Source organism: Flavilitoribacter nigricans DSM 23189 = NBRC 102662 (assembly GCF_002646595.1).
Lineage (GTDB): Bacteria > Bacteroidota > Bacteroidia > Chitinophagales > Saprospiraceae > Flavilitoribacter > Flavilitoribacter nigricans.
In genome coordinates this window covers 1-20,861 of record NZ_PDUD01000013.1, presented here as the reverse complement: position 1 = coordinate 20,861, position 20,861 = coordinate 1, and the positions used below count along the sequence as shown (strand labels likewise).

Sequence of the window (20,861 nt, the reverse complement as noted above, 5' to 3'; positions counted from 1 at the left end):
AGTCCGTATTAAATCCCTGTCAATTGCCAAGACAATAACACTATACATTACAAGGCTGCTCCCCGGTAGCATTGGAAAAATGTAAAAATATTGAGGTTATTCCTGACGCGAAGTGGTTTGGGAAAATCCCAAACCGCTTCGGTCGGTATATACTGTACTTATACACTTTTCCATCACCTCCATCTGGTAATTTGGCAATTTAAAGGTGCCCAACTCCAATAAAGTCCGCCACCCGCCGGATCACATCCGGATTCTTCATCAGGCGGTAATGGCCGTACCCTTCGGTAATGATCATCCGGGCATTGGGCCAGGATTCCGCTACCAAACGGGCTGCATCCAGAGAAACGGCCTGATCGTCGGTATCGTGCACGATCAGGGCTTCCCCGATCTGTGCTTGCAGGCCCAGACTACTCAGAGAAGCTTCCGGCAATGGTCGCCCTACCTTTTCTTCGACCAGACGGCGGTAATGTTTAACCGCTCCCGGAGGGACATTTAAAGTTTTCACCGAGCCCTGGAATACGTTTTCCATCCGGTTGGGCGTACCGATCAGTACCAGCTTCTCCAGATAGATCTCCTTATCCAGTTCACTCAGGGCAAAAACCGTGGCCGCACCACCGAATGAATGCGTGATCACACTGTGCACATCTCCCAAACGGCGGATCACCAGACGGACCGCTTCGCCGAAGGTGCGCAGATTGGCACGCGTCCCACCGGAGTCTCCGTGCGCCGGACCGTCCATGGCTACTACCCGAAATCCCTGCTCGACCAACTCCGGCACAAAGGTGCGCAAAGCCGTACCTCTCGATTCCCAACCGTGGACCAATAGCACCGTGCGGGTACCACTCCCCCATTCGTAGCACTTCAGCATGTGTTTCCCGAAGAGGATCTCAAAGATCCGGGCTTCGGCCAGCAAGGGCTCGGGCGAACGGTGCTTGGCGCGGGTACGCGGCGTGGTAAACAACTCAAAGGCTTTGGTTCCGGCCGCCCGGGGAAAAACGCGCCCCAGCGTACCGAACCCGAAACGGACCAGTGACAAAAACCAGGGATAGCTCACCGGACGCTCCGGTTTGTCATCTACCCAGCTTGAATTCAGGTATTCGATTTTTTGTACAGTCATCATGATCGTTGATTTTTTTTGGTTGATGGTCGACGGTGGACGGTGGATGGTTGACGGTTGACGGTTGACGGTTGACGGTTGACGGTTGACGGTTGACGGTTGACGGTTGACGGTTGACGGTTGACGGTAAATTCCCAATCTCATCGACTTTTACCGGAACCATTCACCCCCCAACCTCAACACTTTAACACCTTTCCACTTTAACACATTAAATCATCGTTTTAATCCCTCCACCATCTGATTCAGCAGCCGGGCCACATTATCAAAATAGCGGACATCGCGGTAGAGTTGGGCCATCATAATGCCTCCTTCCAGAGTACTGATGAAGTTGATCGCGAATTCGCGGGCATCAATATCGATCCGGACCTCCCCGCTGGCCATGCCTTTTTGCAGCGTCCGGACGATGCGTTCCTGCCAGGCATCCATGGCGCGGATCACTTCCTTGCGAAGTACCGGCCGGGATTCATCGGCGTCTACCGAGCTGTTCTGGATCGGACAGCCGCCCTCCACCGGAGGGTTCAGGATGCGTTCCTTGTAGAAATAGATGACCTCCTTGAATTTGGCGATCACCTGGTTTTCCGCCCGAGTGCGTTTGCCGACTTCCACCAGTACCGTATTGACGGCTTCCTGGAAGGCCGCAACCGCAATTTGTTCCTTGTCTTTAAAATGGCCGTAGAGCGCCCCTTTGGACATACCCGTAGCGTCCATAATGTCTTTCATCGAAGTGCCTTCGTACCCGCGCTGGTTAAAAAGGGTGGCCGCTTCGGTGATGATGAGGTTCCGTGTTTTTTCTGCTTTGGTCATTTTCTCAAGATGTATATTGTTGGCATGAAGTCGGTTGATCGGAATGCTCGGTTTCCTTGCCGCCCTTAGCCTGTAATGGCGGACAAATGATGGTACGTATGGATCGTAGTGAACTGCAGCATTTGCCGCATGGTCAAATTTTCCAGTGCCGGGTGCGGGAGTATACACCGATCGAGTTCGTACTCCGTCCAACCGTCCATTCGCGATATTATTCCGTCTTCCAAACGTTTCCAGCTCTTCAATTGTTGATCTATATCATAGACTTTGCCGGACTCGGGCACAAAACGCGAAGGTGCCTTTAAACCCGTGCTCAGTACAAACTTATAGTGGGATGCCAGGGCCTTGTGTCCCTTGTCCGGATGGGACGGAGGACCGAATTGATCGAACCAATCTCTATCTTTGCCCAGCGCGCCCACAATGGGGATCGAAGACAGGATGAGGTGTTCCAGCTGCTCGGCCGGACTCCAGCGGTCACCGGGCTTTTGGAGATAGGCCGTTTCGCTCAGCGATTGCAGTTCTTCCCGGACCCGCAGAAAGGCTGCGGACAGCTCCCGGGCGATAGTTGTTTTGTCTGGTACAGTTGGCGATCGGTCTTTCATTTCAGGTGCTATTATTTGCCGGGAATTTCCGGTCGGGTCATTTGGTGACCACACAAATATACAACAATTCTAAAATAAACCAACCGGTCGGTTTATTATTTTCAAAAAAATTTAATCTCCTCGATGGAGCATACGGCGTTTATAGGGGTAGGCAGTAATCTGGGGCCGCGGGAAGTGCAGCTCCGGCAGGCTTTACAGTGGATAGAAGAAGAGATAGGAACGTTGATCCGGGCGTCCAATATTTATCAGACCAGTCCCTGGGGTGGGATCGATCAACCCGATTATCTTAATCAGGTCTGGCAAATTCGGACCGGTCTCGGCCCCTTTCACCTGATGACGGCCTTGCTGGAACTGGAAAAACGGGCCAACCGGGAACGCCTCCAGCGCTGGGGCGCCCGCACCCTGGATCTGGATCTGCTGTTTTACGACGATTACCGCATCCGGACCGCATTTCTTACCCTCCCCCACCCTCAGATCCAGAACCGAAATTTCGTGCTGGTCCCTCTGGCGGAGATCGCTCCCGACTGGCTGCATCCGGTGCTGGGCAAAACGGCCGCTGAGCTGGCCGCCAAAAGTCCGGACGAGGAGATCGTCAGGATCTGGGCGGGGAATTAGCCGGCTTACGCCCGCGAATAAACATTTTCCGCAATATCATCTATATTTTCCCGCGCATCGACTACATTTGCCCGCATGGCCAAACAAATATTCCCACATCAATACATCGCCATTGAAGGTAATATCGGTGCTGGTAAGACAACGCTCTGTCACCAGCTGGCCGAACAATTTGACAGCCGGCTCATTCTGGAGCAGTTTACCGATAATCCGTTCCTGCCCTTTTTTTACGACAGTCCGGAGCGCTACGCTTTCCCGGTGGAGTTGTTCTTTATGACGGAACGGCACAAGCAGTTGCAGGAACTACTCTCCCAGCACGATCTATTTCAGAAGGGGATCATTGCGGACTACTTTTTCGTAAAAACACTACTTTTTGCCCGCAATAACCTCAATGATCAGGAATATCGCCTGTTCCAACGCCTGTTCAATATTCTGAATGCCAGCTTCCCGAAACCGGAACTGCTGGTGTACCTGCACCGGCCGGTGGAAGAATTGCTCTCCAATATCAAACGCCGGGGCCGTAGCTACGAACAGGATATTTCGGGCGATTACCTGCTGAACATCCAGAATGCCTATTTCGATTATTTTAAGACCAATCCGCAACTTCCTATCCTGATCCTGGATGTGGAAGATGCGGATTGGATCAACGAAGCAGAGCATTACCAGCGCTTACTGACGGAGATCAGTCTGGACTATGAGCCCGGGATCCACCGCAAACGCCTGGTATTGCCCTGAGTTCCCATTAGAAATCGTAGTACATTTTCGCGATGAGCTGTCGTCCGATCTTCGGTGCGCCGTAAAATGCCCGGTAGTTTTCCTTCAGGGCATTGGTCATCGTAGCCGATACGGATACCTTGTTCCGGAAAGCATAGCCCACGCCCAGATCCGTCATCACGAAAGCATCTACCGGCCCCGTCCAGAGCGCGCCGTTGATACTTTGCCATTTACTCTGGTACCGCAACCCGATAAATCCGTTCCAGCCAAATTCCTGATCGAGTTCTACTCCGACTTTGATCTTCGTGGCCGGTACATTCAGCGAGAAATCGGTCGTAGAGCTGCTCTCTCCTTCCCCTACCGGCACGTCTTCGAACAGGTTCTGACTGAGCCAGCTCAGATTCGCGTAGGCTGACCAATTACCCGGGAAGAAATAACGCGTTCCGATATCCAGTCCCCAATAGTCGATCGATTTGATGTTGTAGTAAGCAAAATCGAGCGTCGGGATCGGAAAGTAGGCCGGAGACTGGTCCGATTCGATCAGGCCCAGCGGATTCGGCTGCCCCGTTTCCCCGTTAAAGGCGATCCCTTCGGCCACGGAAGCATAAATAGTGGCTACCGCTTCCGGGGTAAGGCCCATTTGTTCCAGTTCGTCGCGATTCAACTGCTGTTCCAGGGCACCCGCCAGATCGCTGGCCAGGGTCGGCTGGAATACCAGCGGACTGGCCTGGAACGGAGCCGAGACCACATTTTTCCGGCGGTTGTAATACAGGTCCACAGCGATACTCAGCTTATCTTCGACCAGCCCTTTGTAGCCGATCTCGTACACGTGGGAGCTCGACAGCTTCAGCTTTGGCCGGTTCAGTGGTAACTGACTCAGCACACCGTTGGAAAAGCCATTGACCAATCCGGTTTGGGCACCAAGATAATCGATCACCGATTGGGGTAAGGCCTGCTGTTGCTGTAGAATGCCCGTGATCAAACCGTAGAGCGGCTGCAGATCCAGGCCGATCCCATCACTTGCGCCCACTCCGGGCAGGAAACTGCTGGTTTGCGGATGATTGAATGAAACTTCATCCACACCACCCAGCAGATAGGCCGCAAAAGCCCCCTGATTGGCCAACGGCAGATCCGCAAAAAGATTGAGGGCCGTAGGCGCGCCGAAGGCCCGATTGAAAGTAGCACGGACGGTGTGTTTGGGTGAGGGTTTGAAGACCAGCGCCAGTCGCGGCGAAAAGAAGGAGGACTTCAGCGGTACGAAGTGATCGACACGGGCCGCCGCCACCAGGTCAAATCGGGGATTGATCCTGATCTCTGATTGTCCGTACACTCCGGCTACGGTATAGTTATCATCGTCTTCCCAGCGCCCGTGGACCGTTTTTTTGGAGTCGATACTGTTCAGCCGGTAATCCATGCCCAGTACCAAACTGGTCCCTTCCTTTTTTATCGGCAGGCTGTATTGCATCTGCCCTTCTACCTGGTGGGATTCCGTGATGTTGGTCAGTCCGGTTGTGTATAGATACGAATTCCCGTCGCGACCGTCCTGGTAGGAATAGAACACCTGGCCGAAAAAGCCGCCGGTCTGTACCCTCAATTGCCCGAAGGGCCGGGGCGCTTTGGTGTACCCCTCTCCCTGAGCGGTGCGGAAGATCCCTTTGCCTACGGCCCAGCCTCCTACCGCTGTAAGCGTCGTGTTTGCATTCGGGCGGTAGGCCAGCGTACCGGTCAGGCCCATGGACTCCACATTGTAATCCGGAATGTTGTCCGTGATCAGGTTGCCGGTCAGGCTGCTGCGTATCTGTGGTTGGAAGCCGGCCAGATGCTGCGCTTCCACCGCATCGGTAGAATCGATTTCCCAGTCGCGGGCCCGGCGGTAATGCGCGGTCAGTTTATAACCGAAGCGACCATTATCCCAGGTACCGGCGTGCCGCAGGGAAGCCAGAAAAGTGTTGCGGGTACCGGCTCCCACACTGACACTAGTGCCCTGTTTATCAAAAGGGCTGATAGACAGGAAATGGACGATGCCGGCTTCCAGTCCGGGTACGTACAAAGCCGAACCAGGTCCCTTCACCACCTCGATCCGATCCAGATCGATGGGATCGATGGGTTGCTGGCTGTAGTAGAGGATCCCCAGTCCGGGCAGGATGAGATTACGGTAATCCAGCATGGCAAAGCTTTCGGAATTAAAGATATCCGAACGCCCCCGCAGGGTGATGTTCCCGGAATTCACTCCGGCCTGTACCACGTCCAGTCCCATTTTGGTCCGCAGGGAAAGGAAGGGATTCATCACGGCATCCTGCAGCAACTCTTCCTGTTCGATGTAATCGATCGAAGAGGGCGCCTCCTGCACCTTTTCCTGGCGGCGGGTACCGGTCACCAGCAGTTCCTGGCCCACCAGTGCCCCGGGCACCATGGATACCAGTAGGTTATCGGTAGCCGCGATGATGTTGATCTCCTTCAATTCGTAGCCACCGTGGGTAACGGCGATCTTGATCGGTAATTTTTCCCGGATATTCAGGCTAAACGTGCCGTCGGGTTCGGACTCGGTTTCAGTGGTGGTACCGGGGATCTCGATCCGCGCCCCGGCGAGCGCGATCCCGTTGACGTTATCGGATACGATCCCGCGGATCTCCGTTTGCGCCACGGTCCGGACCGGCCCCAATATAAAGAGGAGTAAAAAGCCGGATAAACTGAAAAAGTGTTTCAAGAAAGGTAAATTACTCATAGTGTTAGTGCATTGAAAGTTGGGTTATAGCCATTGCGTCGGATGGTTATAGATTTGATTTTAGTAAGACCGTGTTTTCTTCCTGCGTTTCAACCAGGCATAAGGCGGCCGGGTTTTCGCACTCCCGGAATGCCAAAACCAGTCGGTAATTCCCGATCGCAGGGTCGGGAGAGGTGGCGATGATCAGTTAAGCTGAGAAGAGATCAACGCTCTTAGCTCATTGAAAAACTGGATCAGTTCCACATTGGAGAAATACACATCGGAATTGAATACGTAGCTGTTGTTGTACGGATCCTCGATCATCAGGCGTTTGTCGTCCAGATATTTTGAGAACGAGAGGTTGATGAATTCGTACCAGGGAAAGAAGCGGAATTCATCGTACGCTTCGTAGGCCCGGCCCCGCTCTTTTTTCCGGCCTTTGGCGCCGGCCACTTCTTCCACCTCCATTTTCAGATTCAGCCCGACGCCTTTTTTGGTCAGCAGTAAATTGCCTAAAAAAGAGATAGGTTCGTCTTCAAAATCGGTGATGTTGTACTTCGTGACCAGATCCCGGCTGTGGCGCAGATTTTTCATGGCATTCGGATCTTCCTCCCGGCATTCTTCCAGGCAGACGAACGCATCGGGCTCGTCCTGACTGAAATAGCGGTCGTTGTATTTCCGGCACAGATCGGGGATCCGTTTCTCGACATCGTCCAGTGCCAGCAATCCGCCTTTCAGCATCAGGTGCTGTACCCCGCATTTTTTCACGTCGATGGTAACCCGGTTCTGGACTCCGGACAGTTCGGCGCAATTATCCGTTACCACATAAAACACATCCAGTCCCTTGATGAGAAAAGACTGATGAGAGTTATTGGTTTTATCGGAAAAATTGATCAGATCGATCACGAAACTGTTGGGCTCATTGTAGTCGGCCAGTACCAGCTTGGGCATGTAAATATCGATCTGGGACCGCATATTGGGATAATAGCCGTTATTATCCGCCAGGGTGGCCGCCGTAGCTTTGAAAAAATCCGAGACATCGATGATCACCGGAGTTTCCTCCGCACCGATGGAAACCTGAACCAGATCATTACCGATCTGTTCTAAGAACTGAGACGGTCGGATATTGATCAGATTAGCGGTTCGGGCGCCCTGGGTCTTGGAAGTGATCCGGATACCCTGATCGTCCCAGGAGATCACGATCGGAAGATCCCGCAAGTGGGGATTGGAAATACCAACCTGACCGAAAGCCGAAAAAGAATGGACAAATACTGTAAGAATGGCAGCTAGAAATGTGCTCGCTTTTAACATAATCCTGTAGCTTTTAATGTTTATGACAAAAAATCTAGTTAATGCGGAGGATCCGTTAAAAGTGTGTTGGATAGAGAAACGTACCAGATGAAGATGCGAGGCCCGGTTCCGGCCTCATCACTGAAGTGGAAGAAACTGCGACTGTACGCCACGGACCGGTTGCAGGGATTAAAGGCGCCTTTAATCCAATAGTTTACCGGGCTGCAGTTTGGACCGTACGGTGCCCATTGGTTCCATACCGGCAGGAAATGGAACAGGAGCAGCGAAATGGCACATTCGCAGATCGATTTTCAGACTTTAATGGTGTTTTTAAAAAGGATAATTACAATCAATACTTAATCGAGGAACAGTTAATGCTTTCGTTCAGGAATCAAAGGGGATTAGGGTATAGTGAAAGAATTGCGGAAAGTACGAAACTATGATACGGATGCTTGTTTTTAAAGTTTCAGAATAATGGCGAGCGTTGGATTTAAGGTGTTAAACAGCAGGCAAGACAATACGAAAAAGCAATTTTAAACAAATAATTCATTTGCGGAGGAAATACCTTATTTTCCCGCATCATCCATAAAAAACCTGGACCAGCACTGTATGAAAATAAATATCCCCGAAACCGATCAGGAACGCATCGTCATCGTAGGCGGTGGATTCGGAGGCCTGACCCTGGCGCGCAAACTCGCAAAATCCAACTACCAGATCGTACTGATCGACCGGAACAACTTCCACCAGTTCCAGCCGCTGTTCTATCAGGTAGCGATGGCGGGCCTGGAACCGAGCTCGATCCTGTTCCCGCTCCGCAAAACCTTTCACCGCTACGATAATGTCTACATCCGGGTGGCGGAAGTGACCGGGATAAAGCTCGCGGAAAAACGCCTGGAAACGTCACTGGGAATCTGTAATTTCGATCACCTCATTATCGCCACGGGTGCGGATACCAATTTTTTCGGCAACCAGCAGATCGCCGATAAGGCCATCCCGATGAAGTCCGTCTCCGAAGCCCTGTTCCTGCGCAATACCATCCTCAATGATTACGAGATCGCCCTGTCTACGACCGATTTTGACGACCGGCAGGGTTACATCGATATCGTGATCGTAGGTGGCGGCCCCACGGGCGTGGAGGTAGCCGGCGCATTGGCGGAAATGCGCAAGAACGTACTGCCCAAGGATTATCCCGAACTGGATTGCAGCGAGATCGATATCTATCTGGTGCAAAGCTCGCCGCAGTTGCTGAAAGGTATGTCCGAAGCTGCCTCCGAGAAAGCGCTGGAATTCCTGACCGAACTGGGGGTAAAGGTCATTCTCAACAACCGCGTGGTCAGTTATGACGGAGAATTTGTGGAAATGAAGGATGGTTCCCGCATCCAGAGCCGCAAAGTGATCTGGGCCGCCGGCATCACCGGAAGCCTGATCCCCGGATTACCGGAAGGCTCCGTTACTTACGGCAACCGATTGAAGGTCAACCGCTACAATGAGGTGGAAGGCGTGGACAATGTCTATGCCCTCGGTGATATCGCCTATATGGAAGAGGAGGAATACCCCCAGGGACATCCGCAGGTCGCACAGGTAGCTATCCAGCAGGCCAAACAACTGGCCGACAACTTTAAGAAACGTGCAGCAGGCAAAGAAATGAAGGAATTTTCTTACCGCGATCTCGGCAGCATGGCCACCATCGGCCGGCGCCTGGCGGTAGTGGATCTGCCCAACTGGAAATTTCAGGGCACTTTCGCCTGGTTCGTCTGGCTGTTCGTTCACCTCTTCGCTATCCTCGGTTCCCGCAACAAACTGGTCGTCTTCATCAACTGGGTCTGGAATTATCTTTTTTATGATCAGAGTTTACGCCTGATTATCCGGACCGGGGCTCCTTGGAAGAAGATGGACGATGTGATTGATGAAGGGGAGAGGGGGTGATTTGGAGAGGGGGAGGCTGGGTGATGGGGAGACTTGGAGAAGGGGAGAGGGGGAGACTCGGAGAAGGGGTGAGGCGTTTTTCTTTCACCAAGTCTCCCCGTCTCCAATTCCCCTTGTCTCCCACTCTCCTTGTCTCCCACTCTCCAAGTCCCCTAGTCACCAAGTCTCCCACTCAAAATCACCGCCAGCCTCCGCCCAGAGCCCGGTAAATCCCCACCTTGGCCTGCAACTGCTGAAGCTTGGTTTCCACCAGTTCCATTTTGGCGTCCAGGACTTCTTCCTGGGTCAAGAGTACCTCTACGTAATCGGCTTTGGCGTACCGGAACAAGCTATTGGCAATATTGACCGATTCGCTGAGAATATCGACTTCCTGTTGCTTGGTGACCAAGCTGTTGGCGTAGTTTTCCAGCTTGGTCAGTTGATTCAGGACATCGGTATAAGCGTTCAGGACCGTCTGTTCGTATTGATAGACCGTCTGGACCTGCGTGGCCGAAGCCATATTGTAGCGGGCCCGTATCCCCTTTTTGTTGATGAGAGGAGCCGTCAGTTCCCCGGCCAGATTAAAGAGAATGGACTCCGGCTTCAGCAAAAAACTCGGATTGAAGGCCTGAAAACCGACACCGGCCGCAATATCCAGGCTCGGATAGAAATCAGCCCGGGCGACCAGTACATCCATGTTAGCGGCCTGTAGCTGATACTCCGCCTGACGGATGTCGGGCCGGTTTTGCAACATGCGAGCGGGAATACCCGCCTGCATGCTGTCGATCTGGAGATCCATGAAACCCGCCGCGTTGCGCTGGATCGTAGTCGGGTAGCGCCCCACCAGGAAGTTGATGCGGTTTTCCGTTTCCACGATTTGCTGCCGGATGGCGTATTGCAGGTTGCGGGTATTCAGCAACTGAGCTTCAAAACGATTGACGACCAACTGGTTAGCCTTGGCATTTTCCTTTTGGATGATCACTTTTCGCAGCGCTTCCTCCTGGATACCTGCGTTGTTGTTGATGATCTGCAAAAGGTTATCGAGCGCCATGAGTTCGTAGTAGGACTCGGCGATCTCGGCAATCAGATTGGAAACCAGAAAGTTCCGTCCTTCATTGGCGGCCAAGTACCGGAGTTGCGCGGCATCCTTGGCATTCCGCAGCTTGCGCCAGATATCCACTTCCCAACTGGCCATCGCTCCGAACTGGAAATCGCCCAAAGGCTCGGGAAACTCCCGGCCCTCTTCAATTTCCAGGCTGTGTTCGACCGTACCGTCCCGGGTGAAGCGTCCGGGTTTTTCGGCGCCGATCCCCGCCCCTAAGTTTACCGAAGGCAGGTATTCACCGGATCTTTCCAGCACTTCATTCTGACTGACGACCAACTCCTGCAGGACGATATTTAACTCCTGATTGTTTTGTAAGGCCGTATCGATCAAACCGATCAAACCGGGATCTTCAAAATACGTGCGCCAGTTTATCTCGGCTACACTAATACTATCCGGAAGGGTTTGGTCTTTAAAACTTGCGGGCACGTTTTTGTCAGCTTGTTTTAGCGCTACCTCGGGCGCACGACAACTGGCCAGGAGCGTGATCAAAACAAGAACGACCGTACCGCTATGGTGATTTATGAATTTTTTCATGCTAATTTTTTTTACGGTTTCGCGCTTTGAGCAAAACGTCCAATTTTGCGATTTTCTTCAACAGCGAAGCTTTGCTGGGCTCGTTGCCGAAGATTTCCGATACCGGGATATGGGACTCTCCTTTCAGCAGGTCTCTACCCTCTACCAGTTTGGCCAGTATGTAGTACAGGCCGGGTATGATGAGGACCCCGAAGACCGTACCGATCAACATCCCGCCGAGCGAGGCCGAACCGATCGTCCGGTTACCGATTGCTCCCGCACCGTGGGCCAGGACCAATGGGATCAGACCGGCAATAAAGGCAAAAGAGGTCATCAGGATGGGTCGGAAACGCACTTTGGCACCCTCGATGGCTGCGTTCAGGATAGTTGCTCCTTCGTTGTGCTTTTGCACGGCGAATTCCACGATCAGTACCGCGTTTTTCCCGAGCAATCCCACCAGCATGATCATCCCGATCTGCGCGTAAACGTCATTGGCCAATCCCATCAGTTTCAGCAGCAAAAAGGTACCGAATATCCCGATCGGCAACGAAAGCAGAACCGCCAGGGGCAGAACGAAACTCTCGTACTGCGCTGCGAGTACCAGATACACAAAGAAGACCACTACCAGGAAGATGTAAATGGACTCATTCCCCCGTCGGGCTTCGTCGTAAGACAAACCTTCCCAGGCAATATCGAAGCCCCGTGGCAGGGTTTCACTGGATACCTCCTCAATGGCTTTGATCGCATCGCCCGTGGTATAGCCCGGAGCGGGCAGCCCCCGGATCGATGCCGAGTTGTAGAGGTTGTAACGCGTGATCTCGTTGGGTCCCTGGGTTTCCTTGTATTTCATAAAGGCCGAATAAGGGACCATTTCCCCTTCTTCGTTTTTCACGAAATATTCATCCAGGTCGGAAATAAATCTGCGGTATTCGGGCGCAGCCTGGGTATACACTTTGAAAAAGCGCCCAAACCGGATGAAACCCTGCTCGTAGGTACTACCGATCAGGATGTTCAGGTTTTCCATGGCGTCCCCCATGGATACTCCTTTTTGCATCGCGGCCTGGTTATCAAATTCCAGTTCGTACTGCGGATAATTGGCCGCATAGAAAGTGAATAAACCCGTCAGCTCCTTCCGTTCCCGCAGTGCGTTGAGGAAGTCCTGGTTGATCTGGTCAAATTCGTGGTAATCCGTAGCGTCGGTTTTATCCAGCATCCGGAGAGAGAAACCGGCCGATGATCCGAATCCCGGTACGGCCGGTGGTTCGAAATATTCGATGATGGCCCCCAGGTTACGAGTCTCTTCTTCGAGCTCTTCGATGATCTCCAGTACATCCTTATCGCGTTCTGACCAGGGCTTGAGGTTGATCAGACAGGTACCGGCATTGGAACCGCGTCCTTCGGTCATGATCTCGTACCCCGCCAGCGAGGTAACGGACTCTACATCTTCCACTTCTTCCGCAATTTTTTGCAGTTTCCGGGCTACATCATTGGTCTGTTCCAGGGTGGAACCGGGAGGCGTCTGAATGATCGCGTAAATGGTACCCTGGTCTTCACTGGGTACAAAACCGGCCGGCAGGATCTTGTTGGTATAAACTACCCCGAAGATGAACAGGGCCAGTACCCCAAAAGTGAACAGGCGACGGGCCACGATCTTATTGAGGATCTTTACGTACCCTCCGGTAAGTTTTTCAAACAGGCGGTTGAAGCTGTCGATAAAGCGGTCGAACCAGGACTTCTTGCGCTTGCCGTGGTGGTTTTTGAGGAACATGGCACAAAGTACCGGAGTCAGGGTCAATGCTATTACCCCCGAGATCACGATCGAACTCGCCATGGTAATCGAGAACTGCCGATAAAATACCCCGACCGGTCCGGTCATAAAGGCAATGGGTACAAAAACGGAAGTCATCACCAGCGTAATGGCGATGATGGCCCCACTCAATTCACCCATAGCCGACTGGGTCGCTTTGTAGGGCGTGATGTGCGGATCTTCTTCCATCTTGGCGTATACGGCCTCCACCACCACAATGGCGTTGTCCACCACGATACCGATGGCCAGTACCAGGGCAAACAGGGTGATCAGGTTGATCGACATCCCGAACATCTGGATGAAGAAAAAGGCCCCGACCAGCGATACCGGCACGGCCAGGATCGGGATAAGGGTGGCCCGCCAGTCGCCCAAAAAGAGGAATACCACCAGCGCCACCAGGATAAAGGCATCCCGGATGGTGTGGGTTACCTGCTCGATGGACGCATCCAGGAATTTCGATACATCGTAACTGTACTGGTAGGAGATCCCGGTGGGGAAATCCCGTTCCAGTTCCTTCATTTTTTCCTTAACGGCTTCGATTACCCGGCTACCGTTACTCCCCAAGGTCTGTTTAAGTACAATGGAGGAAGAAGGTTGCCCGTCCAGGTTGGAGTAAATGTCAAAGAACTCACTCCCTAATTCAATTTCCGCAATGGAACCGAGTTTGACCTGTTGTCCTTCCTCGGTACTTTTCATAATGATCTCCTTGTACTGCTCAGCTGTATTGTACCGACCTGCGTAGTTCAGTACGAATTCTTTGGACTGGGCGGTGATACCCGAGCTCTGCCCCAGTCGCCCCGGGCGACCGATAAAGCTCTGTTCTTCCAGGGCTTCCATCACCTCTTCCGCCGAGATCTTATAGGCACGCATCCGGTCCGGTTTGAGCCAGATCCGCATGGCGTACTTACGCGCCCCCAGGATATCGGCCCGGGCGATACCGTTAATCCGTTGGAGTTCCGGGACGATCTTGGTATAAGCGTAGTTGTAGAGGAACTTTTCGTCAACACTGCCGCCCTCCTCGCCGGCCAGGTTGACGTACAATAACATACTGGGCTGGATGGGGGTAACCTGTACCCCTTCCCGCTGCACCAGTGGCGGTAAATTCGGCATGACCTGGTCCACCCGGGTCTTAACCTGTACCATAGCCTCGTTCGGATCGGTACCGGGTTCGAAGATGATCCGAATGGTCCCTTCCCCGGCACTGGTTGCATCCGAAGCGATGTAACGCATGCCCGGCACGCCGTTAATGGCGGTTTCCAGGGGGATGATGGTCGATTTGATCAATACATCCGCACTGGAGCCGGGATAGGCCACAAATATGTTGACCGTAGTGGGAGCAATGGAGGGAAACTGAGAGATGGGCAACTGGTAAAGCGCCAGTAAACCCACAAAGACCGTAGCTATCGACATTACAATAGCCAATACCGGTCTCTTTAATATATTCTGAAACATAATAAAAATCCTTTTGGTGATTGACTATTCTGCGTGGAGTTTCAATTCATTGAAGACCTCGATGGGATCCCGGTATTCGAACTCGATCTTGTCGCCGTTCTTTACCTGCCTCAGTCCTTCGATGAGGAACTTATCGTCCAGGCTCAGCCCTTCCGATACGACATAGACGTTATCCAGTTCAGTGGCAATCTTGATTTCTCTGGAAGTAACCTTACCGGCATCATCAACGACAAATACATAGCGTTTCTCCAGCACTTCGTAAGTCGCTTTCTGGGGAATGAATACTGCATTCTGCAGTTCATTGGGCCACAGAATATTACCGGTTTGTCCGTGCCGCAGCAACCGTTGTGGGTTTTGGAAAGTAGCCCGGAAAGGCAGCGTACCGGTAGTGTTATCAAAGACCGCTTCGACGGCGGTTATCTTCCCTTTGTGATCAAAGATTTGCTTGTTAGCCAGTTGCAGTTCCAAAGCAGAGGCTTCGGACGGATGCTGAATATAATCCAGATAAACCGCTTCGGGTACGTTGAAGTAGACCCACATGTCGCTGTTATCGGTGAGCGTGGTCAACTCCTCCCCTTCTTCGAGCAGTGATCCCAGCCGGATCTCTTCGAATCTACCGATCGTTCCGTTGAAGGGTGCCCGTATCTTGGTGAACTGGAGGTGCGCTTCCATGAGGTTGAGCTCCGCCTTGGCGTTATCCAGATGCGCTTCGGCCTTGTGCATTTCCGCTTCCGCGAGCATCAGCTCATTTTTGGATACGATGTTGCTGTCCACCAGCGCCTTCAGGTTCTGCACCTCGATACCGGTCTTTTCCTTCTCAGCCTCCGCCTGGAGCACTTCGGCCCGGGCTTTTTGAATTTCCGCCAGATAAATGGTCGGCTGGATCTCAAACAGGAGCTGTCCTTTTTTTACGACCTGCCCTTCGTCGACAAGTATTTTTTCGAGATATCCTTCTTCCAGCGTTTTCAGCTGGATATGTTGGTGTGCTTTGATCTGACAGACAAATTCGTCGTAGTAGAGCGTATCTTTTTTGATGGGACTACTGATCTCCAGAACCCCGGTATGATGTTCCCCGCCGTGGGATTCATTTTCCGAACCGTGGCGAGATTCACCTTCAGGTGATACTGATCCGTTATCATGCTGACAACTTGCACAAAAAACTAAAACAATCAGGCACAGTACTGTGTGATGAAATTTCATGCTATTATAAATTGATAAGAGTTCATACGAATTGCACACAACCTTCGGGAGGTTATGCTTGAAATAAGTACAATGGATATGGAACTGCTTTAAGGTTTCTGACTGCTGACGAACTCAGGGTCCCAGATCTATTCCGCCCCATTGATTACCGGACAGACGCTTGCAAGTTTTATGCGGGCCGGTAAAGGGGGGGATCGGGATGTAAAAGCCGGTGGTAAGGAGGTTAGGGGAAGGTATTTCCGACTTAAAGTGGTTTTTGATCTTCCAACCACTTTACGTCAGTATAAATAGTACGCTGTAAATTCAGAACGGAAGTATCTTCCTCGGGTCGGCCCCGGTATAAACTAGTACGGGCGAAAGAGGAAAAACCCGGAAATCAATTTACAAAGCAACAGCAGTCCGGCATTAAAAATTTAAAACAGTTCCTAAATTGGCGAATACCAAATGGCTCACAGCAGGCATTTAATCTGTATTAAAAGCCAACGGCTAAGCCCTTGCTATGGTCATGCTCAATTGCAAAAGCCGGGTTCGGCTTTTCTATAAGAAGTGCAGGAAAGATTTCCAGGAAAGGTAGAGGATGAATAGTTTGATCTTTCTCTTCGGAGGGAAGAAAAAGGCTCTGGTTGTTTTATTGGGAACCAGTACTGGAGATGGCGGTTGGGATACTTCCCGGTCTAGATAATGGTGATCATTATCGTTTTCATCCAATTCTATCTCAACGTACTCCAGGATATTATGAGATGATGTCAGATCGGAGGCGAGGAGCCTGTAGCTTGCCCCCTGGTGCGCCTCCAGCGCCTGGATGCCGGCCGCGACAGGAATACCCTGGGGGGCGCCCTGTTCAGCGAAGCTCCCAAAGGAGATCAGCAGGAGGTAGGGTATTACCACCCACTTCATAAACTCCGTACCGATAATTTGCTTATTAATTTCTGACATCGTTCATAATGAAGGCGCAAATCTAGTTCAAAATATTATTAATTACAACTTTTCTATCTGGGCCGGATCGGATTATAATTGTACCGGACATTCCATTCGGTTCCGTAACGGTATACGAAATTTCTGCATTATGGATGCACTTCCTCCGGGCTTTGGCGCTGTTTAATCGCTTGATCCGGTAAACCGCCCCCACCCCCGGAATCTGTTGAAAATCAGATTGGTGTTTGGAAGGCAACGCAGCATTCAACAGCGGTAGATGCTCCGTTCGTGAATGTAGTTTTCGCACAATGGCCTTCGGGCCATCACCATCGTCTCCCCGTTTGGTCGTCCTTTGCGCGGAATTGATCTACGCAATTGGATTTTTCAGGGAACTTTAAATGCATTCTCCGGCATTTTGTGCATCTTTTGGGCACTTTCGCCCCTATCTGCAAGCAGGCATTCGCCTGGAAAAGGGCAATGATGGCCCATTTTAGGATCCCAGTACCATTCGTTTCTGCCGCAACATCAACTGTATTCTGCAAACGGAATGGATTAAGAAAAAATTGAAGCGGGACATTTTGCCGTTCCGGCCGGTTCGGATCGTGCCCAAAGGCGCCCGTACCAACGGCCGGAAGTTTTAAATCCTTTGTAAAATTTTATTAAATGAATGCGAAAATCGTTCTTGGCCTGCTCTTGCTGGCCGTATTTGCCTGCCAGACTCCCGAAAAAGAGACGACCACCGAATTTACCATTGAAAATGAAAAGTTTGAACTGGATAACGGGCTCGATGTGATCCTGCACGTCGACCGCTCGGATCCCGTAGTGGCGGTTGCGCTGACGGCCCACGTCGGCTCGGCCCGCGAAGTGACCGGCCGCACCGGATTTGCCCACCTCTTTGAGCACCTGTTGTTTCTCGAATCGGAAAACCTGGGCAAAGGCGGACTCGACAAGATGAGCGCCCGCATCGGCGGTTCCGGTGCCAACGGTTCCACTTCCCGCGACCGGACCAACTACTTCCAGACGGTGCCCAAAGACGCCCTGGAGAAAATGATCTGGGCGGAAGCCGATAAACTGGGATGGTTCATCAATACTGTTACCGAGCACGTACTGGCCAAGGAGAAACAGGTGGTCAAAAATGAAAAGCGGCAAAGTTATGACAACCGCCCCTACGGACATACCAGCTATGTGATCGATAAAAACCTTTACCCGGAAGATCACCCCTACAACTGGCAGGTGATCGGTTCCCTGGATGATCTGCAGAGAGCCACCCTCGATGATGTGAAACAGTTTTTCAACCGCTGGTATGTGCCCAACAATACCACGCTCGTCATCTCCGGAGATTTTGACGTAGAGCAGGCCAAAAGCTGGGTGAAAAAATACTTCGATGAAATACCCCGCGGCGAAGCGGTCGAACCGCTGCCCAAACGCCCCGGCCGGATAGACGAAATGGTCAAACTCTACCACGAGGACAATTTTGCCCGCCTTCCCGAACTCACCCTGGCCTGGCCAACTGTGGAGATGTACCATCCGGACTCCTATCCGCTTACCGTGCTGACGCGCTATCTGTCCGACGGCAAAAAGGCGCCCTTTTACCAGGTACTGGTGGAGGAGCAACAACTGACCTCCGATGTGAGCATGTACAACCGGGAATCCGAACTGGCCGGCCAAACCCACCTCAGTGTACGGGCTTTCGCTGATACCGATCTCGATACCGTAATGGCCGCCATCGAAACGGCTTTCGCCAAATTTGAAGCCGAAGGGATCTCCGAAAGTGATCTGGATCGAATCAAAGCCGGACAGGAAACCCGTTTCTACAACGGCCTGTCCAGCGTGCTGGGAAAGGGATTCCAACTGGCCCAGTACAATATTTTCACCGATGATCCGGGTTTTATCGAGGACGATATTGAAAGTATCCTCGCGGTGAGCACCGAAGATGTCATGCGGGTATACGAGCAGTACATCAAAGGCAAGAACTTCGTGGCCACCAGTTTTGTCCCCAAAGGCAAACTGGAGCTGGCACTCGAAGGCTCCAGCCAGGCGGAAGTGGTGGAAGAAGAGATCATCATCGGAGCGGAGGAAACGTTCGACCCCTCCATTGCAGCTACCTACGAACCGACCCCTTCCACCTTCGACCGCAGCCAGGAACCGCCCTACGGCGACAGCCCCGAAGTGAGCACGCCTGAAGTATGGGAGGAAGAACTCAAAAACGGGCTGGAAGTTTACGGCATTGAGAATAACGAGGTCCCACTGGTCCAGTTCACCCTGGTGATCGACGGCGGACAACTACTGGAAAGCTTCGACAAACTGGGCGTAGCCAACCTGCTGGCCAATATGATGACCAAGGGTACCCAAAATAAAACACCCCTAGAACTGGAAGAGGCGATCGAGCAACTCGGCGCGTCCATCAATGTATCGGCCGAAAAAGAGAACATTACCATCCGGGGCAACACCCTGGCGAAAAACTACCGGCAGACGATCGATCTGCTGGAAGAGATCCTGCTCGAACCGCGCTGGGATGAGTCCGAATTCACGCTCGCCGTGCAGCAGGTGACCAGCCAGTTGCAGCAACAGCAGGCGAATCCCAACGCTATTGCCGCGATTGCCTACGATCGCCTGATCTACGGCAATGACAACGTCCGAGCCAAAAATATTCTCGGTACGATGGGCACGGTGCACGCCATTACCATAGCGGACCTTCGTCAATACTACGAGCAGTACCTCTCCCCTTCCGTTGCGCGCATGCACATTGTCGGAGATATCAGCCAGGCGGATGCCATCCGTTCGTTGCAGGACCTGGCCGACAAATGGGCGGCCAAACCGGTCGCTATTCCGGACGCGGAAATTCCCGATCAGCCGGAAGCATCCCAGGTCTATTTTTACGATGTACCGGACGCCAAACAGTCCGTACTGCGAGTGGGTTATCCCGCCCTGGCCGCTACCGATTCCAGTTACTACGAAGCAACCGTGATGAACTACATTCTGGGTGGTGGCGGTTTTGCTTCCCAGCTTACCCAGCAACTCCGCGAGGGCAAAGGTTATACCTACGGCATCCGGTCGGGATTCAGCGGTACGGATGCGGTCGGCCCCTTCACCATTTCCAGTGGCGTGCGCAGTAATGTTACGCTGGAATCCCTCGAACTGATCAAGGAGATCCTGGAGAACTACGGGACCGGCTATACCGAAAAGGACCTCGAAACGACCAAAGGCTTCCTGATCAAAAGTAACGCCCGTGCCTTCGAGACCGCCCGGGCCAAACTGGGCATGCTGGAAGATATCAGCGCCTACGATTGGGAATACGATTATGTAAAGAACCGGGAAAGCATTGTCAGAAACATGACGACCGACCGCATCCGCACGCTGGTGCAGGAATACCTCGATCCGGATAAAATGATCTGGCTGGTGGTCGGCGATGCCAATACCCAACTGGATCGCCTGCAGGCGCTGGGCTTCGGTGATCCGGTGCTGATCAATAATACGGTGCCTTTGGAGTGAGGGTAATTTGATCGGTTGTAGATTGCTAAGCCAAAGGATTGCCAAGCTAAAGGATTGCCAAGCTCCTAGAGATTGGTAAGCCCTGATAGCCAAAAAGATTGCGCTGCTCCATAGAGATCGGTAAGCCCTGATCAGCCAAAGGATTGCCAAGCTCCTAGAGATTGGTAAGCCCTGATCAGCCAAAAAGATTGCGCTGCTCCATAGAGATCGGTAAGCCCTGATAAGCCAAAAAGATTGCCAAGCTCCATAGAGATTGGTAAGCCCTCATCAGCCAAAGGATTGCCAAACTCCATAGAGATTGGTAAGCCCTCATCAGCCAAAGGATTGCCAAGCTCCATAGAGATTGGTAAGCCCTCATCAGCCAAAGGATTGCCAAGCTCCATAGAGATTGGTAAGCCCTCATCAGCCAAAGGATTGCCAAGCTCCTAGCGATTGGTAAGCCCTGATCAGCCAAAGGATTGCCAAGCTCCTAGCGATTGGTAAGCCCTGATCAGCCAAAGGATTGCCAAGCTCCATAGAGATTGGTAAGCCCTCATCAGCCAAAGGATTGCCAAGCTCCATAGAGATTGGTAAGCCCTCATCAGCCAAAGGATTGCCAAGCTCCATAGAGATTGGTAAGCCCTGATCAGCCA

At 52.3% G+C, this 20,861-nt stretch carries 15 protein-coding genes; 4 read left to right on the top strand and 11 right to left on the bottom strand.

The window, feature by feature from the left end; translation table 11 throughout:
• Positions 1-199: 199 nt before the first annotated feature.
• From CRP01_RS08830 to CRP01_RS08815, 3 genes are all read right to left on the bottom strand, one after another.
• A complete protein-coding gene (locus CRP01_RS08830; RefSeq protein WP_099149669.1) occupies positions 200-1,120 on the bottom strand; it encodes an alpha/beta fold hydrolase in 921 nt (306 codons plus the stop codon).
• 210 nt (positions 1,121-1,330) lie between these two features.
• Positions 1,331-1,921, bottom strand: coding sequence for a TetR/AcrR family transcriptional regulator (locus CRP01_RS08820; RefSeq protein ID WP_099149667.1), 591 nt, complete (start codon positions 1,919-1,921; stop codon positions 1,331-1,333).
• Positions 1,922-1,986: 65 nt separating this feature from the next.
• Positions 1,987-2,520 (bottom strand): DinB family protein, encoded by a 534-nt coding sequence (locus tag CRP01_RS08815; RefSeq protein WP_099149666.1) that lies wholly within the window; start codon positions 2,518-2,520, stop codon positions 1,987-1,989.
• Between the two features lie 123 nt (positions 2,521-2,643).
• Between CRP01_RS08815 and folK the strand changes: the two genes are divergently transcribed.
• Together folK and CRP01_RS08805 are read left to right on the top strand one after the other, a co-directional pair.
• Entirely contained in the window at positions 2,644-3,135 is a 492-nt protein-coding gene (gene folK, locus CRP01_RS08810; protein WP_099149665.1) for a 2-amino-4-hydroxy-6-hydroxymethyldihydropteridine diphosphokinase, read from the top strand.
• 75 nt (positions 3,136-3,210) lie between these two features.
• A complete protein-coding gene (locus CRP01_RS08805) occupies positions 3,211-3,867 on the top strand; it encodes a deoxynucleoside kinase (protein WP_099149664.1) in 657 nt (218 codons plus the stop codon).
• Positions 3,868-3,874: 7 nt separating this feature from the next.
• On the opposite strand, the gene CRP01_RS08800 is transcribed toward CRP01_RS08805, so the two are convergent.
• Positions 3,875-6,571: a TonB-dependent receptor gene (locus CRP01_RS08800; RefSeq protein ID WP_099149663.1), complete on the bottom strand. Its 2,697-nt coding sequence runs from the start codon at positions 6,569-6,571 to the stop codon at positions 3,875-3,877.
• A gap of 183 nt (positions 6,572-6,754) precedes the next feature.
• Positions 6,755-7,861, bottom strand: coding sequence for a hypothetical protein (locus CRP01_RS08795; RefSeq protein WP_099149662.1), 1,107 nt, complete (start codon positions 7,859-7,861; stop codon positions 6,755-6,757).
• A gap of 588 nt (positions 7,862-8,449) precedes the next feature.
• Between CRP01_RS08795 and CRP01_RS08790 the strand changes: the two genes are divergently transcribed.
• Positions 8,450-9,766, top strand: coding sequence for an NAD(P)/FAD-dependent oxidoreductase (locus CRP01_RS08790; RefSeq protein WP_099149661.1), 1,317 nt, complete (start codon positions 8,450-8,452; stop codon positions 9,764-9,766).
• A 178-nt stretch (positions 9,767-9,944) separates the two neighbouring features.
• On the opposite strand, the gene CRP01_RS08785 is transcribed toward CRP01_RS08790, so the two are convergent.
• The 4 genes from CRP01_RS08785 to CRP01_RS08770 form a co-directional block, all read right to left on the bottom strand.
• Complete coding sequence (locus tag CRP01_RS08785; protein ID WP_099149660.1) at positions 9,945-11,384, bottom strand: TolC family protein; 1,440 nt, start codon at positions 11,382-11,384, stop codon at positions 9,945-9,947.
• Position 11,385: 1 nt separating this feature from the next.
• Positions 11,386-14,622 carry an efflux RND transporter permease subunit gene (locus tag CRP01_RS08780; protein WP_099149659.1) on the bottom strand — a complete coding sequence of 1,079 codons (3,237 nt, stop codon included), beginning with the start codon at positions 14,620-14,622 and terminating at the stop codon, positions 11,386-11,388.
• A 24-nt stretch (positions 14,623-14,646) separates the two neighbouring features.
• Positions 14,647-15,822: an efflux RND transporter periplasmic adaptor subunit gene (locus CRP01_RS08775; protein ID WP_099149658.1), complete on the bottom strand. Its 1,176-nt coding sequence runs from the start codon at positions 15,820-15,822 to the stop codon at positions 14,647-14,649.
• A 537-nt stretch (positions 15,823-16,359) separates the two neighbouring features.
• Positions 16,360-16,758 carry a hypothetical protein gene (locus CRP01_RS08770; protein ID WP_099149657.1) on the bottom strand — a complete coding sequence of 133 codons (399 nt, stop codon included), beginning with the start codon at positions 16,756-16,758 and terminating at the stop codon, positions 16,360-16,362.
• A gap of 642 nt (positions 16,759-17,400) precedes the next feature.
• On the opposite strand from CRP01_RS08770, the gene CRP01_RS08760 reads away from it, so the two are divergent.
• On the top strand, positions 17,401-20,229 hold the full coding sequence (locus CRP01_RS08760) for a M16 family metallopeptidase (protein WP_099149655.1): 2,829 nt from the start codon (positions 17,401-17,403) through the stop codon (positions 20,227-20,229).
• Positions 20,230-20,360: 131 nt separating this feature from the next.
• Here the strand turns inward: CRP01_RS08760 and CRP01_RS08755 are convergent, their stop codons facing one another.
• Together CRP01_RS08755 and CRP01_RS42820 are read right to left on the bottom strand one after the other, a co-directional pair.
• Entirely contained in the window at positions 20,361-20,612 is a 252-nt protein-coding gene (locus CRP01_RS08755; protein WP_143473327.1) for a hypothetical protein, read from the bottom strand.
• A gap of 19 nt (positions 20,613-20,631) precedes the next feature.
• The coding region (locus CRP01_RS42820; protein WP_222845679.1) for a hypothetical protein at positions 20,632-20,861 on the bottom strand (230 nt) is incomplete at its 5' end.

Bases quoted from the DNA above. Each gene is read 5' to 3' on its own strand.
- CRP01_RS08830 (WP_099149669.1), bottom strand. From the start codon at position 1,120: ATGATGACTGTACAAAAAATCGAATACCTGAATTCAAGCTGGGTAGAT.
- CRP01_RS08820 (WP_099149667.1), bottom strand. From the start codon at position 1,921: ATGACCAAAGCAGAAAAAACACGGAACCTCATCATCACCGAAGCGGCC.
- CRP01_RS08815 (WP_099149666.1), bottom strand. From the start codon at position 2,520: ATGAAAGACCGATCGCCAACTGTACCAGACAAAACAACTATCGCCCGG.
- folK (WP_099149665.1), top strand. From the start codon at position 2,644: ATGGAGCATACGGCGTTTATAGGGGTAGGCAGTAATCTGGGGCCGCGG.
- CRP01_RS08805 (WP_099149664.1), top strand. From the start codon at position 3,211: ATGGCCAAACAAATATTCCCACATCAATACATCGCCATTGAAGGTAAT.
- CRP01_RS08800 (WP_099149663.1), bottom strand. From the start codon at position 6,571: ATGAGTAATTTACCTTTCTTGAAACACTTTTTCAGTTTATCCGGCTTT.
- CRP01_RS08795 (WP_099149662.1), bottom strand. From the start codon at position 7,861: ATGTTAAAAGCGAGCACATTTCTAGCTGCCATTCTTACAGTATTTGTC.
- CRP01_RS08790 (WP_099149661.1), top strand. From the start codon at position 8,450: ATGAAAATAAATATCCCCGAAACCGATCAGGAACGCATCGTCATCGTA.
- CRP01_RS08785 (WP_099149660.1), bottom strand. From the start codon at position 11,384: ATGAAAAAATTCATAAATCACCATAGCGGTACGGTCGTTCTTGTTTTG.
- CRP01_RS08780 (WP_099149659.1), bottom strand. From the start codon at position 14,622: ATGTTTCAGAATATATTAAAGAGACCGGTATTGGCTATTGTAATGTCG.
- CRP01_RS08775 (WP_099149658.1), bottom strand. From the start codon at position 15,822: ATGAAATTTCATCACACAGTACTGTGCCTGATTGTTTTAGTTTTTTGT.
- CRP01_RS08770 (WP_099149657.1), bottom strand. From the start codon at position 16,758: ATGTCAGAAATTAATAAGCAAATTATCGGTACGGAGTTTATGAAGTGG.
- CRP01_RS08760 (WP_099149655.1), top strand. From the start codon at position 17,401: ATGAATGCGAAAATCGTTCTTGGCCTGCTCTTGCTGGCCGTATTTGCC.
- CRP01_RS08755 (WP_143473327.1), bottom strand. From the start codon at position 20,612: ATGGAGCTTGGCAATCCTTTGGCTGATGAGGGCTTACCAATCTCTATG.